Here is a 14,397-nt window from a genome sequence, read left to right on the forward strand (position 1 = left end):
ATGGCAGGCGTAACCCTTCAGGCAGTAACCAAATCCTACGATGGCAAAAATCAGATCATTCAGCCGCTGAACGTCATTATTAATGAAGGCGAATTTATGGTGATGGTCGGGCCATCCGGCTGCGGTAAATCGACCCTGCTGCGCATGGTGGCCGGACTGGAGCGCGTCACCTCCGGCGATATCTATATCGACAACCGGCGCGTCACCCAGGAAGAGCCAAAAGATCGCGGCATTGCGATGGTATTCCAGAACTACGCGCTCTATCCCCATATGTCGGTGGAGGAGAACATGGCGTATGGCCTGAAAATCCGTGGGATGGGTAAAGAGCAGATCCGTCAGCGGGTGCTCGACGCGGCGCGCAGTCTGGAGCTGGATCACCTGCTGATGCGCCGGCCTCGCGAGCTTTCGGGCGGACAGCGCCAGCGCGTCGCGATGGGTCGCGCCATCGTGCGTGAACCGGCGGTGTTTCTGTTCGATGAGCCGCTGTCGAATCTCGATGCCCGCCTGCGGGTGCAGATGCGGCTGGAACTGCAGCAGCTGCATCGCCGCTTACAGACGACCAGTCTCTATGTGACGCACGATCAGGTTGAGGCGATGACGCTGGCGCAGCGGGTGATGGTGATGAACAAAGGCGTGGTCGAACAGATCGGCACACCGGTCGACGTGTATGAACGTCCCGCCAGCCAGTTTGTTGCCTCGTTTATCGGCGCGCCCGCGATGAATCTGCTGAAAGGGCAGATCAGCAGCGATGGTTCGCGCTTTAATCTCGATGCCTCGCATGCACTGCCGCTCAGTGACAGTAAACCGAAATGGGCTAACCAGCCGGTGGTGCTGGGTATCCGGCCAGAGCATATCCAGCTCAGCTGCCGTGAGCAGGGCGGTGTGCCGCTACGCGTCGATACGCTGGAGATGCTGGGTGCCGATAATCTGGCACACGGTCGCATCGGGGACACGCCACTGGTGGTACGCTTAGCCCACAGCGAACGGCCGCAGCCAGGCAGTACGCTGTGGCTGCATCTGCCGTCAGATGCGTTACACTTCTTCGATTCAACCCATGGAAAGCGTCTGGAATGAGCACACAACACTGGCCCTATCCCCGCATCGTTGCCCATCGCGGCGGCGGTAAACTGGCACCGGAAAACACTCTGGCGGCAATTGATATCGGCGCAAAGTATGGTCATCAGATGATTGAGTTTGATGCCAAATTATCAATGGATGCGCAGATCTTTCTGCTGCATGACGATACGCTGGATCGCACCAGCAACGGCTGGGGCATAGCAGGTCAGCTGCCGTGGGAGAAGCTGTCGCAGCTCGATGCGGGCAGCTGGTTTGGTAACGCGTTTACCGGCGAAAAGCTGGCGCGGCTGGATGAGGTGGCGGCACGCTGTCGTCAGCATCAGATGATGGCGAACATCGAAATCAAACCGACCACCGGCAGCGACGCCGAAACCGGACGGGCCGTGGCGCAGGCTGCCGCGATTCTGTGGCAGGATCAGACCCCACCGCTGCTCTCATCTTTCTCTTTTGAGGCGCTGGAAGCCGCGATGCAGGCCGAGCCGCAGCTGCCGCGTGGCCTGCTGTCGCACAGCTGGGATCCCCAGTGGCAGGAAAAAACGAGCGCGCTGGCGTGCGTCTCCATTCATCTCAATCACAAGGTACTGACGGCTGAGCGGGTCGCCGAACTGAAAGCAGGCGGACTGAAGATTCTGGTGTATACCGTGAACAGCCCGGACCGGGCGCGGGAATTGCTGAAGTGGGGCATCGATGCCATCTGTACCGACAGCATCGACATCATTGGCCCCGATTTTCATTAATTCTGATTTGAATTCTGGTTCTGCTGGCCCGGCTGCGTGGTGATCACCTGCTGCTGGGCGCTGTTGCGCTGCTCCTGCATTTTACGCTGCATGTCCTGTGTCTGACGCTGCTGATCCTGGCGCAGCTTCAGCTGTTGCTGCTGTTGCTGGCTCTGCATCTGCGACTGCATCCGCTGCTGACTCGGGTTATAGCCCGGTTTATTCGGATCGTTGGTGCTGTTCAGCGTGTTCGCCTGACTGGCAAAAGGCAGCAGGGCGGCTAAAACAATCATCCACTTTTTCATCTTTCCTCCTTCTTTTATCGCGACAGGTTTTTGGGTGCACAACGGCGCACACCGATATCAGGGTCGCATCTATAAGTTTATGCGATATCACAGACCTTACTTTCAGATGTATTCCTGATTTGACTTAACCCCGGTTATTTTGCTGTATTTGTAGGCACTTGCAGAAATGATAAAAAAATGTAAATAACAACATGGGATGGTGTCAGGATGAAAATGCAGCAGACAGTGCGTCAGCTTAGCTGGTCGCTGGTGATGAGTTTTACCGTGGTGGCAGGCGCGAACGCCGCGCCTGTTCAGGCTCCGCCAGTCTCCTACGGCGTGGACAGTGATACTTTTCACCCGGTAAAAGCGCAGCACGGTATGGTGGCGTCGGTGGATGCGCTGGCAACCCAGGTGGGCGTGGAAATTTTGCGTCAGGGCGGTAATGCGGTGGATGCCGCGGTCGCCGTGGGCTTTGCGCTGGCCGTGACCCATCCGCAGGCGGGCAACCTGGGCGGCGGCGGTTTTATGCTGCTGCGCACCGCGTCTGGCCGTGCTACCGCGATCGATTTCCGCGAAATGGCACCGGGCCACGCGTCGCGCGACATGTTCCTGGATAAGCAGGGCAACGCCGACAGTAAGCTGTCGCTGACGTCACATCTGGCTTCCGGTACGCCGGGCACCGTCGCCGGACTGGCGCTGGCGGCGAAGAAATATGGCACCCTGCCGCTGAGCACCCTGCTGGCACCGGCGATCAAACTGGCGCGTGACGGTATTCCGGTCAACGATGCGCTGGCGGATGACCTGAAGACCTACGGCAAAGAGGTGCTGATCACCCATCCCAACAGCAAAGCGATCTTCTATAAACCGGACGGCACACCCTGGCAGAAAGGCGATCGGCTGGTGCAGAAGAACCTCGCGCACAGCCTGCAACTGATCGCCCGTCAGGGGCCGGATGCCTTTTACAAAGGTGAAATCGCGGATGAGATCGCCGGCGAGATGGCGCAGCATGGCGGGCTGATCAGCAAAGCTGACCTGGCGGCCTATCGTGCGGTCGAGCGTCAGCCCATCAGTGGCACCTACCGCGGTTATGAAGTCTTCTCTATGCCGCCGCCGTCATCAGGGGGCATCCATATCGTGCAGATCCTCAATATCCTGGAAAACTTCGATCTGGCGAAGATGGGCTTTGGCAGCGCTGACGCCATGCAGGTGATGGCGGAGGCGGAAAAATATGCCTACGCGGACCGCTCGGAATATCTCGGCGATCCCGATTTCGTGAAAGTGCCGTGGCAGGCGCTGACCAGTAAAGCCTATGCTAAAACGCTGGCGCAGCAGATCGACGTGGCAAAGGCGCGTCCTTCCAGTGAGATCAAGCCGGGCAAGCTCGAACCTTACGAAAGCAACCAGACCACCCATTTCTCGGTGGTGGATAAGCAGGGCAATGCCGTTGCGGTCACCTATACGCTGAACACCTATTTCGGCAGCGGAATTGTGGCGGGCAAGAGTGGCATCCTGATGAATAATGAGATGGATGACTTCTCCGCCAAGCCGGGCACGCCAAATGTCTACGGGCTGGTAGGCGGGGAAGCGAATGCGGTGCAGCCGGCGAAGCGTCCGTTGTCATCGATGTCGCCGACCATCGTCGCTAAAGGTGGCAAAACCTGGCTGGTGACCGGCAGTCCGGGCGGCAGCCGCATTATCACCACGGTGTTGCAGATGGTGGTGAACAGCATCGATTTCGGGATGAACGTGGCAGAAGCCACCAACGCGCCACGCTTCCATCATCAGTGGCTGCCGGATCAGCTGCGGGTGGAGAAGGGCTTCAGCCCTGATACATTGCGTCTGCTGGAAGCTAAAGGCCAGCATGTGAAGGTGCTGCCTGCGATGGGCAGTACTCAGAGCATTATGATTGGGCCGGATGGCATGCTGTATGGCGCGTCTGACCCGCGCAGTATTGATGATTTAAGTGCGGGTTACTGATATCTGAGAACAAAGTGGCGACTGGAACGAGTCTGCTCAGGGAACACGGTCAGATCGGAAAGACGCAAAAGCGTTATCCCTTGTATGCCGCTAATGGGCATACAAGGGGTATGTGCAATTATTTAAACGAGCCAGAAAGTCAGGCCTATAACCAGAACGGCAAAGACGGCTGTAGAGCTCCATGCAAAGGCTGGCCAGAAGGTGACGGCTAACATGCCAAATCCGATAATAAGCGCTGCCGGGATTAGGGTGGCCGCGAAATAGCGGAACTGCCGGTACAGCCATTTGATAAAATAATGACTCATCTAAGAACTCGCATGATGGCGTTGGCGATTTCATCCTCTGAAGACAGAGTAGAAATCAGATGTACATTTTGATTGATTACCGGCTCAATGATGAAATAAAGCATTTCTAACTTTTCAGCGTAAAGCGCCCTGTAATAAGGGGGACTGCGCTGCAACAACCCGTGTGTGCAGCCTCTGCCGCTTCCTGAACATAGCCGTAATAGCTTGCAAGAGTGACTGATACAGCAGAGATTTTGGCAACTTTGGCATCTACGGAAATTTTCATCCCGAAGCTGAAACCCAGAGCAGCGACGATTGCAAAACTAAGCGCCTGATTGGTCAGCGAGGATGACGCGATAGTCGCCCCTTTTTTTATCAGAGCCTGCTAAGTTCTGCGTGCGCTTTCAGAGGAGCGGTTACTCAGAAGGTGCTCAATGTAGATTTGAAACATTCTTTTGATGACATCATGGCGCTTTACCAACTGAACCAGTGCTTCCATAAAACGCACGTCTTCACTTTTCTGCGCTGCACATACGTCTTGATAATTATCGGTAAAACATGAGCTGTAGAAAGTGAGACGTGTGACACCCATGTTTACATGTCGAGCCTGATCCAGAACGGCATCTTTTACGCCGGCCAATGCCTTATCAAGGCGCACTCCCAGCAGGCTGTCAGCCTGCATTTTTGTAATAACTGTATAATTATTAATCATAAATAATTATCCTCTCTCACTACCCTGGTTCCTTTTTTTAATCTGCAGCCAGGTCTGCAGTGCCCTCAGATTTCAGAACTACTGATCGTTCCAGAACTTTGAGCAAAGTGCTCTATGCCGGTGTATAAGTCAGCGCGACTGAGCATCTCCTGCATCCGGAATAATTTCCAGCTTATCAGAAACATATTGCATGACGTCAGCCATAGCAGGTGATCAGTGCGGCCTAATCCTCATAAACATCGCATGACGGGCGTGCCAGACGTAGCCAGGCCAACGCGTTGCGTCGTTCAAAAACGCTCCCGGCGTTTTTTTCCGGGCGGCGGGACGCTTTCCTCCTCTGACCGTGTTCCCTGCGCGTTAAGCTAATCCGTTGCTTTCAAATTCACCGGGCTTTAGATTTGTCATCAAGCAGAAAAGACACCTTCGATGCCCTTTCTGTTTTCCCTCGTCAGGCTTTAACCCGCGCCATATAATGCGCGTCGATGAGTTCACCGTGCCGTATGGCGAAACCTCTGGCCGTTCCCTCAATCTCAAAACCGAAACGCTGATACAGGGCGATAGCCGGGCCATTATCGATGAACACCGTTAGCTCCATCCGGCTCACCTGTAGCCAGTTATCGCACAACGAGACCATTTCATGCATCAGAGCGGTGCCGACGCCTCGCTGCCGGTATCGTTCATCCACGCCCATCCCCAGCGAGGCGACGTGACGGCGTCTGGAGCGCTCTTCTACGTGCAAAGCACACTGACCGACGACGTTATCATCAATACACGCCACCAGCAGATGCGAATGGGGCTGGGGCGTTGCGAGGCGGGTCTGCCACATCTGTAGCGATGAATGAGGCAGATGCAGCGTGCTGGCCTGGGTATCTGGCTGACTGTAAATCCTGTGCAGCGCAGCAGCATCTTCTGGCATGACGTGGCGGACAACTATTTCACTCATGATCGCTCCTTTAGCCTATAAAAACCTTTTAAACATCAAGGTATTCAGATCATTAATCAAGCTAAAAAAAGTGAAAATGACTTTACAGACGCGAATGATAATGATTATTATTGCCATGCATTTCCGGGAGGTCGCCCGACAGCCTGGAGAAGCACGACATTGCTCACATTGCTTCCAGTATTATTTCGCCAGCTTAGATGCTGGCTTTTTTTTGCCTGCTCTCCTTCAATGTTTTTCAGCCACGGTTTCACGCTCATTCAATAAATCTGAACAGAGGGGTGAAGTTTTTCAGCTATCAATCAAACCGTCTCAGTAACACACTATAAAAAACATTGAGGAGATTTGAACATGATCTATGTACGCAAAGCTGAAGAACGCGGTCACGCAAACCATGGCTGGCTGGATAGCTGGCATACCTTCTCTTTCGCCAGCTATCACGATGCGAACTTCATGGGTTTCTCCGCGCTGCGGGTCATCAATGAAGATGTGATCGATGGCGGTCAGGGATTTGGCACTCATCCGCATAAAGATATGGAAATCCTGACCTACGTGCTTTCCGGTACGGTTGAGCATCAGGACAGCATGGGCAATAAAGAGCAGATCCCGGCTGGTGAGTTTCAGATCATGAGCGCCGGTACCGGCGTGCGTCATTCTGAGTACAACGCCAGCGAAAGCGAGCCGTTGCACCTTTATCAGATCTGGATCATTCCTGAGCGTACCGGCATTGAGCCACGCTACGATCAGCGCCGCTTCCCGGATGTGCAGGGACGTCAGCTGGTGTTAAGCCCGGATGCCCGTGACGGGTCGCTGAAAGTTTATCAGGACATGACCTTATCGCGCTGGGTACTGGCAGCCGGTGAGCAGGATAACGTCGCGATTGATGCGGGACGTCGTATCTGGATTCAGGTCGTGAAAGGCGATGTCAGCGTTAACGGTAACGCGGTCACCACCAGCGACGCCCTGGCGATCTGGGACGAAAGCGCGCTGACGATTGAAGCTGGCTCGGCGGCCGAAGTCCTGCTGTTTGATCTGCCACCTGTCTAAGCAGATAACGGGCGCGCCTCGTCGCGCCCGGTTAGGAATTTTGTGACAGAAAAGTGATAGACTCATCGTACTTTAGCTTTCAGGGCGATCCCAGGCGCTACGATGAAGAAGAAAAGACCGGTATTACAGGACGTTGCCAATCGCGTCGGCATTACTAAAATGACCGTCAGCCGTTACCTGCGTAATCCTGAGCAGGTTTCTGTTGCCCTGCGGGACAAGATTGCAGTGGCCCTGGATGAGCTGGGTTATATCCCCAATCGCGCCCCCGATATGCTTTCTAACGCTACCAGCCGTGCCATCGGTGTGCTGCTCCCGTCTCTCACCAATCAGGTTTTTGCTGACGTATTGCGCGGCATTGAAGCCGTCACTGACGAAGCCAACTACCAGACGCTGGTCGCCCACTTTGGTTACAACCCGCAAAAAGAGGAGCTGCAACTGCGCTCGCTACTGGGCTGGAACATTGATGGCGTTATCCTCACCGAACGCACCCATACGCCAGGCACGTTGCGTATGCTGGAAGTGGCCGGTATTCCGGTAATTGAAATGATGGACAGCGTGACACCCTGCCTGGATATGGCGGTCGGCTTTGATAATGTCGAAGCGGCCCGGCAGATGACGCAGGCGATCCTCAGCAAAGGCCATCGTCACACCGTCTATCTTGGCGCACGCCTTGATGAACGCACGCTGCAAAAGCAGCGCGGTTATGAAATCGCCATGCGCGAAGCGGGTCTGACACCGCACAGCGTGATGATGGAAGATGCCTCATCATTCAGTGCCGGTGGCGATCTGCTGCGTGAGGCACAACGTCTCTATCCTGAAACGGATAGCCTGTTCTGCACCAATGATGACCTGGCGGTCGGCGCAATGTTTGAATGTCAGCGCCAGGGATTGCAGGTACCCACTCAGATGGCGATTGCGGGTTTTCACGGCCATGATATCAGTCAGGTCGTCACACCACAGCTGGCGACAGTGCTGACGCCGCGCGACCGCATGGGCCGTGAAGCGGCGGCGATGTTGCTGGCGCGCATTGCCGGTGAGAGCAGTGATGAGCCGCTGCGGGATATCGGTTTTGAGATCAGTGAAGGTGGCAGCATCTGATTGTGATGTTTTTATGAGTCAGCTCACACTTTCATGCTTTTCCTGGTAAAAAGGTTGCCAGGCTGTTAACCGGCCAGGAGAATGAGAAACGACATTGTTATCGGTAACATTGGCAAATTCTCACCTGCCGGAGCAGAAAAATGACAACGCAATCCCCGTCACATCATGTTTTTATCCTGATGGGCGTTTCAGGCAGCGGAAAGTCTGCCGTCGCCAACCAGGTTTCTCACCAGCTGAAGACAGCCTTTCTTGACGGTGATTTTCTCCACCCGCGCGCCAACATCCTGAAGATGGCCGATGGTCATCCGCTGGATGACAGCGATCGCCAGCCATGGTTACAGGCGCTGAATGATGCCGCGTTTGCCATGCAGCGCACCCAGGCGATCTCCATCATTGTCTGCTCAGCCCTGAAAAAAAGTTATCGCGACATTCTGCGTCAGGGCAATGACAACCTGCGTTTCGTCTACCTGAAAGGCGATTTCGATACCATCGAAGCCCGCCTGAAGGCGCGTAAAGGCCACTTCTTCAAGCCGCAGATGCTGGTCACCCAGTTTGCCACGCTGGAAGAGCCAGGGCGAGACGAGCCGGATGTCCTGGTCGTCGATATCGCGCATTCACTGGACGAGGTGGTGGCGGCTACGGTTGCGACTATCCAGGACGCTATCAGCCAGGATTAGAGATGAATACCGCAACACTCGTTTTGACCGCAGCAGGCTCTGTCCTGCTGCTGCTTTTTCTGGTGATGAGGGCACGAATGCACGCCTTTGTCGCGCTGATGTTAGTCTCCATCGGTGCCGGGCTCTTCTCTGGCATGCCACTGAACAAAATCGCTGAAACCATGCAGAAGGGGATGGGCGGCACGCTCGGCTTCCTCGCCATCGTGGTCGCGCTGGGCGCGATGTTCGGCAAAATCCTGCATGAAACCGGTGCGGTGGATCAGATTGCTATCCGGATGCTGAAAACCTTTGGTCAGAGCCGCGCCCATTACGCGATGGGCATTGCCGGTCTGATCTGCGCGCTGCCGCTTTTCTTTGAGGTGGCGGTGGCACTGTTGATCAGTATCGCGTTTGCGGTGGCGCGGCGTACCGGCGGCAATCTGGTGAAGCTGGTCATTCCGCTGTTTGCCGGTGTGGCCGCGGCGGCGGCGTTCCTGCTGCCCGGACCGGCCCCGATGCTGCTGGCTTCACAGATGCATGCGGACTTTGGCTGGATGATCCTGCTGGGTCTCTGTGCGGCGATCCCCGGCATGCTGATTGCCGGGCCGCTGTTTGGCAACTTCATCGGCAATCACGTTACGTTCAGCGCACCACCGGAAGATCATCAGCCGGATGTCGATGAAAGCAAGCTGCCGTCGTTTGGCTTCAGCCTCTCACTGATTCTGTTCCCGCTGGTGCTGGTCGGCCTGAAAACCATCGGCGCACGCTTCACAACCGAAGGCACCACGCTGTACGAGTGGCTGGAATTTATCGGCCATCCTTTCACCGCCATTCTGCTGGCGCTGCTGGTCGCGATTTATGGCCTGGCTTACCGTCAGGGTATGGATAAAGAGCGAGTGATGCAGGTGTGCGGCAGCGCGCTGCAACCGGCCGGGATTATCCTGCTGGTGATTGGCGCAGGCGGCGTGTTCAAGCAAGTGCTGGTGGATTCCGGCGTAGGGCCGGTGCTGGGCAATGCGCTGACCGGTGCAGGTCTGCCGATTGCGCTGGCCTGCTTTATTCTGTCGGGCGCGGTGCGGGTGATTCAGGGGTCGGCGACAGTCGCCTGTCTGACCACCGTCGGGCTAATCATGCCGGTGATTGAACCGCTGCATTACAGCGGTGCGCAACTGGCAGCGCTGTCGATCTGCATCGGCGGTGGCTCGATTATTATCAGCCATGTGAACGATGCCGGGTTCTGGCTGTTTGGCCGCTTCACCGGAGCCAGCGAAGCGGAAACGCTGAAGACCTGGACACTGATGGAGACCATTCTCGGCACCGTGGGCGCGGTTGTTGGAATGATTGCTTTCGAACTGCTCTCATGACCAACCCGACGGGCTATCTGCCCGTCGGTTTTTTTCCCGCGAGCCGGGAAAGAGTAAAAAAGGGAACAGCAGATAAGGCGCCACTACCAAAAGGGCAATGACGCCGCGTGAATAGCCGGCGTCATCTATTCTTCTCACCCCGCAGGAAAATAGAGGCAAAACAAACAGCAGTAGCGCGATTAAGCCTATTTCATGCTCTGGCCCGGTAAACCATTGCAGATAACTGCAGAACCAGACCAGCTGAAACAGCAGGAAAATAAAATAGCTCGTCCTTCCTTCACGCCCTTCATAGTTAAACGTGCGCAGCAGACAGCTTTTGATAATCTGCAGCAGTCTGTTCATGCCCATTTTCTTCTTATCAGAGCAAAAACAACCAGCGTGATGGCGGCAGCAAGCAGGTAAACCCAGGCAAAATCAGTGACGTCAACTTGCATCAGTTGCACGTCATTCAACGCCGCTTTCTGGCCCGGGACGGATAATACGGTCAGGCCAGCTAAACAGAGTATATTTGCCAGAAAGAATAGCGCCTGAAAAACGGTTTCTTTAGCCACAGACAGGGCGGAAATTTTTCTGAAACCCCACCAGCCTACCAGATAAACCAGCAGCCAGAGTAACGCGCAGAGTAGCGGGGCAACCAGATAACTGCGCATATCTGTGATCACCCCTGAATGGCCGCTGCTGGCATACTCCAGGACTTCCTGAAGGGAGAAGTAACCTGTTATCAGATAGAGCGCGCCGAAGAGAAAGGGGAATAACAACCTCATTGCATTGCCCTCCGGGTTTTCAGCCGCTGCATCAGCTGCGGCAGCTCTTTTCCGGGGTCAACCATCACCAGCTGTTTACTTTTTGCATCGTATTTCGCGGCGGCGGTCGGGTCACCTTTACCGCCCTCCGCCATCACAAAGCGTGCATCTGAACGGCCATAAAGGCCGACGTGCGGGAAGGGATTGCTGCCAAAGGCCAGCACGTTTCGGCCAAACAGGGTATATTCTCTGGTCAAAAAATCCGGGATTTTTTTTGAGTCGACGCCTGAGAAAGGCGTAGTGACAAAGCGGGAACCCGCATAATCGAGGGAAAAGCAGGTACTGTTATCGGCTGCATTTTTCTGAACCAAATCCGCGCCAAACAGGATTTTTAAACGCTGCCAGACCGTCGCGCTGTCGGGTTCGATCTTTTCGCCTTCCAGATAAACATCTTGTTTATGATAAAGTTGGTAAACCATTTTGTGAATCTGCATCATGGATGCGCCAACACCGTGCCAGTTCGGCGCATCCCTGCTGTAAAGCCGCTCAACGATAATAAAGACGCCTGTCCCGGCATAATTTTCGATACTACCCGCCATAGAAATCTCTTTTTTTACAACATTATATTAATATTATTGTTCATTTCAATGTCGTAACTTTGTGATAAAAAGGCTGAATTAATGCGGCTGCCTGCCTGTCAGTTCAAATGGACAAAGGTGCGCCTATAACTTCAGATAGGCCCGGATACCGTCCAGAAACATCTGGGTTGCCAGCATAATCAGTATCAATCCCATCAGACGTTCCAGCGCATTCACACCCTTATCGCCCAGCAGACGCAGGAACAGACCTGACATCAGCAGAATAGCGACCGTTACGCCCCAGGCGATCAGCAGCGCACCCACCAGATGCGACATCTGATGCGGATATTGATGCGACAGCAGCATCAAGGTGGCCAGTAGCGATGGCCCGGCCACCAGTGGAATCGCCAGCGGCACCAGGAAAGGCTCTTCGCCCGCCGGTAAGCCAGAACTGCTGCTTTCGGCCGACGGAAAAATCATCTTGATGGCGATCAGAAACAGGATGATCCCGCCGGAGATCGACACCGTTTCGGTGCGCAGATTCAAAAACGCCAGGATGCGTTCACCGGTAAACAGGAATAGCAGCATGATGATCAGCGCGATCAGCATTTCGCGGATTAGCACCACCCGCCGCCGTTTCGGCTCCAGATGCTTTAAAACCGACATAAAAATCGGCAGATTGCCCAGTGGATCCATAATTAACAACAATAATATTGTTGCCGAAATCATTTCAGTCATCGGTTTTACGCCATATTGTTCGCGAAAAAGCGGAGTTATTAGTTACGCTGCTGAAAAAATTAGCGTAATCGAATTAATTCACTTGCTACCCGGCCTGCATTTTGTAGAGTGAGGGGACATAGGTAAACCTTATTATTACGCAGAGCGGCGTGAAAATAGCACGCGGCTCTCTCCTCTGAAATGAAAAGCAGGTGTAACTGCCTTAGACGGACACGACATGAAGAATGTAGGTTTTGTTGGTTGGCGCGGTATGGTTGGCTCAGTGCTGATGTCCCGCATGAGTGAAGAGCGTGATTTTGATGCAATCAATCCGGTCTTCTTCTCGACGTCGCAGCATGGTCAGGCGGCCCCCGCGTTTGCGGGCAAACAGCAGGGCACACTGCAGGATGCATTTGATATTGAAGCGCTGCGCGCGCTGGATATCATTATCACCTGCCAGGGCGGCGACTACACCAGTGACGTCTATCCAAAGCTGCGCGCCAGCGGCTGGCAGGGATACTGGATTGATGCGGCCTCCACGCTGCGCATGAAGGATGATGCAATCATCATCCTCGATCCGGTTAACCATGCTGTGATTCGCCAGGGCATCGACCGTGGCATCAAAACCTTTGTCGGCGGAAACTGTACCGTCAGCCTGATGCTGATGTCGCTGGGCGGCCTGTTTGCGCAGGATCTGGTGGAGTGGGCGTCGGTTGCCACCTATCAGGCCGCCTCTGGCGGCGGCGCGCGGCACATGCGCGAACTGCTAACCCAGATGGGCATGCTGCACGATCACGTTGCGCCTGCGCTGCAGAACCCGGCTTCCGCCATCCTCGACATCGAGCGTAGCGTGACCGACTTTACCCGTTCCGGCACCTTACCGACCGATAACTTCGGCGTACCGCTGGCGGGCAGCCTGATTCCGTGGATCGACAAGCAGCTGGAAAACGGTCAGAGCCGCGAAGAGTGGAAAGGCCAGGCGGAGACCAACAAGATCCTCGCCACCTCTAAGGTCATCCCGGTTGATGGATTGTGTGTGCGCGTCGGTGCGCTGCGCTGTCACAGTCAGGCCTTTACGCTGAAGCTGAAACGCGACCTGCCACTGGCTGAAATTGAACAGCTGCTGGCCTCCCATAATGAGTGGGTCAAAGTGGTGCCGAATGATCGCGAGCTGACGATGCGTGAACTGACGCCTGCCGCCGTCACCGGCACGCTGACCACGCCGGTTGGTCGTCTGCGTAAACTGAACATGGGGCCGGAATATCTTTCCGCCTTCACGGTAGGTGACCAGCTGTTATGGGGCGCTGCCGAACCGCTGCGCCGCATGCTGCGGTTGTTAACCAACTAACCAGCAAACATCGCCTGAGTCATACCGGTCGGATCAGACAAAATGATTGGCTAAAGGATCTGGTCGCTATGTGAAAGCCCGTAATCATGACTCATGGTTATGGGCTTTTTTGTTGTCCGGCCGGGGATAATGTTATGGCGTTTTAGCAAAAAAAACGCTTTGCACTTTATGACCTGTCTGGTCATTTATGGCTGGCTGCTCTCTCTGAGACGTGATTAACCTGTGTTCGGGTAGACCCCGATCGGATCGCCTGGGCTGTCAGGACACAGAGCAATAACGACAACGTTACTCTGCCTGTGACACAGAGCAGGCGGCACGAAGATGCTGAGCAGGATGAAGTAAAGGTGCCCTGTATCTCAGCCATTACAGGCTCTTATCTCTCATTCGATTAGAAACATGTCGTTAACCATCGCTTTACAACACGTTATCAGGTAGCTTTTCTCCATCGCCGTCTGCGCTCATCACGCCGGGTGTCTGACATTGTCCGGCGGCAGAGACACTGTTCCAGCCCGGTGAAAAATGCAGCGTCTTCCATCCGGACACGCCGGGCAGCATAAATGACACTAATCCGCGGATTTATCCGGCCTTTTTTGTCTGTTTCGTATGGGAAATAGCCTGCCGTTTCGCTTACTCAGTGATCAGCTTCCCTTTTTTGCCGATCGCTAAAGAATATTTTGCTTAAGTCCATGGCAACTGCCGCGACCAAGCTATGATTTAACCATGATGTGCCACAGGTAACTCTTGTGCTTTCCGGACTAAATGGTTGTGGTACACGGCAAAAAAATTTTCCCACGGAATGGCCTGACTTCTTTGCCGTTGTACGTATGGCTCAATGAAGAGCAGCGCAGGTGAA

General features: G+C 54.7%; 15 protein-coding genes. 8 read left to right on the forward strand and 7 right to left on the reverse strand.

Annotated elements, in window-relative coordinates; translation table 11 throughout:
* Both QSK07_RS18415 and ugpQ read left to right on the forward strand, forming a co-directional pair.
* Positions 1-1,074 (forward strand): sn-glycerol-3-phosphate import ATP-binding protein UgpC, encoded by a 1,074-nt coding sequence (locus QSK07_RS18415; RefSeq protein WP_285722173.1) that lies wholly within the window; start codon positions 1-3, stop codon positions 1,072-1,074.
* The gene (gene ugpQ / locus QSK07_RS18420) at positions 1,071-1,814 is read left to right on the forward strand and encodes a glycerophosphodiester phosphodiesterase (RefSeq protein WP_285722175.1); all 744 of its coding nucleotides are present in this window, start codon (positions 1,071-1,073) and stop codon (positions 1,812-1,814) included. The genes QSK07_RS18415 and ugpQ overlap by 4 nt, the downstream gene beginning before the upstream one ends.
* Here ugpQ and QSK07_RS18425 read toward each other — a convergent pair.
* Positions 1,811-2,098: a DUF2756 domain-containing protein gene (locus QSK07_RS18425; protein ID WP_098052149.1), complete on the reverse strand. Its 288-nt coding sequence runs from the start codon at positions 2,096-2,098 to the stop codon at positions 1,811-1,813. The two genes, ugpQ and QSK07_RS18425, sit on opposite strands and share 4 nt — an antisense overlap.
* A 207-nt stretch (positions 2,099-2,305) precedes the next feature.
* Here QSK07_RS18425 and ggt point away from each other — a divergent pair, with 207 nt between their 5' ends.
* The gene (ggt, locus tag QSK07_RS18430) at positions 2,306-4,057 is read left to right on the forward strand and encodes a gamma-glutamyltransferase (protein ID WP_285722178.1); all 1,752 of its coding nucleotides are present in this window, start codon (positions 2,306-2,308) and stop codon (positions 4,055-4,057) included.
* 669 nt (positions 4,058-4,726) lie between these two features.
* On the opposite strand, the gene QSK07_RS18435 is transcribed toward ggt, so the two are convergent.
* Together QSK07_RS18435 and QSK07_RS18440 are read right to left on the reverse strand one after the other, a co-directional pair.
* Positions 4,727-5,053, reverse strand: a complete 327-nt coding sequence (locus QSK07_RS18435) for a hypothetical protein (RefSeq protein ID WP_275222282.1) — start codon at positions 5,051-5,053, stop codon at positions 4,727-4,729.
* A 448-nt stretch (positions 5,054-5,501) separates the two neighbouring features.
* On the reverse strand, positions 5,502-5,996 hold the full coding sequence (locus QSK07_RS18440; RefSeq protein ID WP_098052152.1) for a GNAT family N-acetyltransferase: 495 nt from the start codon (positions 5,994-5,996) through the stop codon (positions 5,502-5,504).
* A 348-nt stretch (positions 5,997-6,344) separates the two neighbouring features.
* Between QSK07_RS18440 and QSK07_RS18445 the strand changes: the two genes are divergently transcribed.
* From QSK07_RS18445 to gntU, 4 genes are all read left to right on the forward strand, one after another.
* Positions 6,345-7,040 carry a pirin family protein gene (locus tag QSK07_RS18445; protein ID WP_098052154.1) on the forward strand — a complete coding sequence of 232 codons (696 nt, stop codon included), beginning with the start codon at positions 6,345-6,347 and terminating at the stop codon, positions 7,038-7,040.
* A 102-nt stretch (positions 7,041-7,142) separates the two neighbouring features.
* On the forward strand, positions 7,143-8,138 hold the full coding sequence (gntR, locus tag QSK07_RS18450; RefSeq protein WP_098052155.1) for a gluconate operon transcriptional repressor GntR: 996 nt from the start codon (positions 7,143-7,145) through the stop codon (positions 8,136-8,138).
* A 140-nt stretch (positions 8,139-8,278) separates the two neighbouring features.
* The gene (gene gntK / locus QSK07_RS18455) at positions 8,279-8,815 is read left to right on the forward strand and encodes a gluconokinase (RefSeq protein ID WP_275222279.1); all 537 of its coding nucleotides are present in this window, start codon (positions 8,279-8,281) and stop codon (positions 8,813-8,815) included.
* 2 nt (positions 8,816-8,817) lie between these two features.
* A complete protein-coding gene (gene gntU / locus QSK07_RS18460; RefSeq protein ID WP_285722182.1) occupies positions 8,818-10,158 on the forward strand; it encodes a gluconate transporter in 1,341 nt (446 codons plus the stop codon).
* On the opposite strand, the gene QSK07_RS18465 is transcribed toward gntU, so the two are convergent.
* From QSK07_RS18465 to QSK07_RS18480, 4 genes are all read right to left on the reverse strand, one after another.
* Positions 10,153-10,500, reverse strand: a complete 348-nt coding sequence (locus QSK07_RS18465) for a DUF805 domain-containing protein (RefSeq protein WP_285722184.1) — start codon at positions 10,498-10,500, stop codon at positions 10,153-10,155. The genes gntU and QSK07_RS18465 overlap by 6 nt on opposite strands.
* Entirely contained in the window at positions 10,497-10,922 is a 426-nt protein-coding gene (locus QSK07_RS18470) for a hypothetical protein (protein WP_285722187.1), read from the reverse strand. The genes QSK07_RS18465 and QSK07_RS18470 overlap by 4 nt, the downstream gene beginning before the upstream one ends.
* A complete protein-coding gene (locus tag QSK07_RS18475) occupies positions 10,919-11,500 on the reverse strand; it encodes a hypothetical protein (protein WP_285722189.1) in 582 nt (193 codons plus the stop codon). The genes QSK07_RS18470 and QSK07_RS18475 overlap by 4 nt, the downstream gene beginning before the upstream one ends.
* A 123-nt stretch (positions 11,501-11,623) precedes the next feature.
* Positions 11,624-12,217 (reverse strand): YhgN family NAAT transporter, encoded by a 594-nt coding sequence (locus QSK07_RS18480; RefSeq protein ID WP_013359324.1) that lies wholly within the window; start codon positions 12,215-12,217, stop codon positions 11,624-11,626.
* Positions 12,218-12,434: 217 nt separating this feature from the next.
* Here QSK07_RS18480 and asd point away from each other — a divergent pair, with 217 nt between their 5' ends.
* Entirely contained in the window at positions 12,435-13,544 is a 1,110-nt protein-coding gene (asd, locus tag QSK07_RS18485; protein ID WP_013359322.1) for an aspartate-semialdehyde dehydrogenase, read from the forward strand.
* Positions 13,545-14,397: the final 853 nt, after the last annotated feature.

The organism is Pantoea sp. QMID4, assembly GCF_030270445.1.
Taxonomy (GTDB): Bacteria; Pseudomonadota; Gammaproteobacteria; order Enterobacterales; family Enterobacteriaceae; genus Pantoea; species Pantoea vagans.

Bases quoted from the DNA above. Each gene is read 5' to 3' on its own strand.
- QSK07_RS18415 (WP_285722173.1), top strand. From the start codon at position 1: ATGGCAGGCGTAACCCTTCAGGCAGTAACCAAATCCTACGATGGCAAA.
- ugpQ (WP_285722175.1), top strand. From the start codon at position 1,071: ATGAGCACACAACACTGGCCCTATCCCCGCATCGTTGCCCATCGCGGC.
- QSK07_RS18425 (WP_098052149.1), bottom strand. From the start codon at position 2,098: ATGAAAAAGTGGATGATTGTTTTAGCCGCCCTGCTGCCTTTTGCCAGT.
- ggt (WP_285722178.1), top strand. From the start codon at position 2,306: ATGAAAATGCAGCAGACAGTGCGTCAGCTTAGCTGGTCGCTGGTGATG.
- QSK07_RS18435 (WP_275222282.1), bottom strand. From the start codon at position 5,053: ATGATTAATAATTATACAGTTATTACAAAAATGCAGGCTGACAGCCTG.
- QSK07_RS18440 (WP_098052152.1), bottom strand. From the start codon at position 5,996: ATGAGTGAAATAGTTGTCCGCCACGTCATGCCAGAAGATGCTGCTGCG.
- QSK07_RS18445 (WP_098052154.1), top strand. From the start codon at position 6,345: ATGATCTATGTACGCAAAGCTGAAGAACGCGGTCACGCAAACCATGGC.
- gntR (WP_098052155.1), top strand. From the start codon at position 7,143: ATGAAGAAGAAAAGACCGGTATTACAGGACGTTGCCAATCGCGTCGGC.
- gntK (WP_275222279.1), top strand. From the start codon at position 8,279: ATGACAACGCAATCCCCGTCACATCATGTTTTTATCCTGATGGGCGTT.
- gntU (WP_285722182.1), top strand. From the start codon at position 8,818: ATGAATACCGCAACACTCGTTTTGACCGCAGCAGGCTCTGTCCTGCTG.
- QSK07_RS18465 (WP_285722184.1), bottom strand. From the start codon at position 10,500: ATGAACAGACTGCTGCAGATTATCAAAAGCTGTCTGCTGCGCACGTTT.
- QSK07_RS18470 (WP_285722187.1), bottom strand. From the start codon at position 10,922: ATGAGGTTGTTATTCCCCTTTCTCTTCGGCGCGCTCTATCTGATAACA.
- QSK07_RS18475 (WP_285722189.1), bottom strand. From the start codon at position 11,500: ATGGCGGGTAGTATCGAAAATTATGCCGGGACAGGCGTCTTTATTATC.
- QSK07_RS18480 (WP_013359324.1), bottom strand. From the start codon at position 12,217: ATGACTGAAATGATTTCGGCAACAATATTATTGTTGTTAATTATGGAT.
- asd (WP_013359322.1), top strand. From the start codon at position 12,435: ATGAAGAATGTAGGTTTTGTTGGTTGGCGCGGTATGGTTGGCTCAGTG.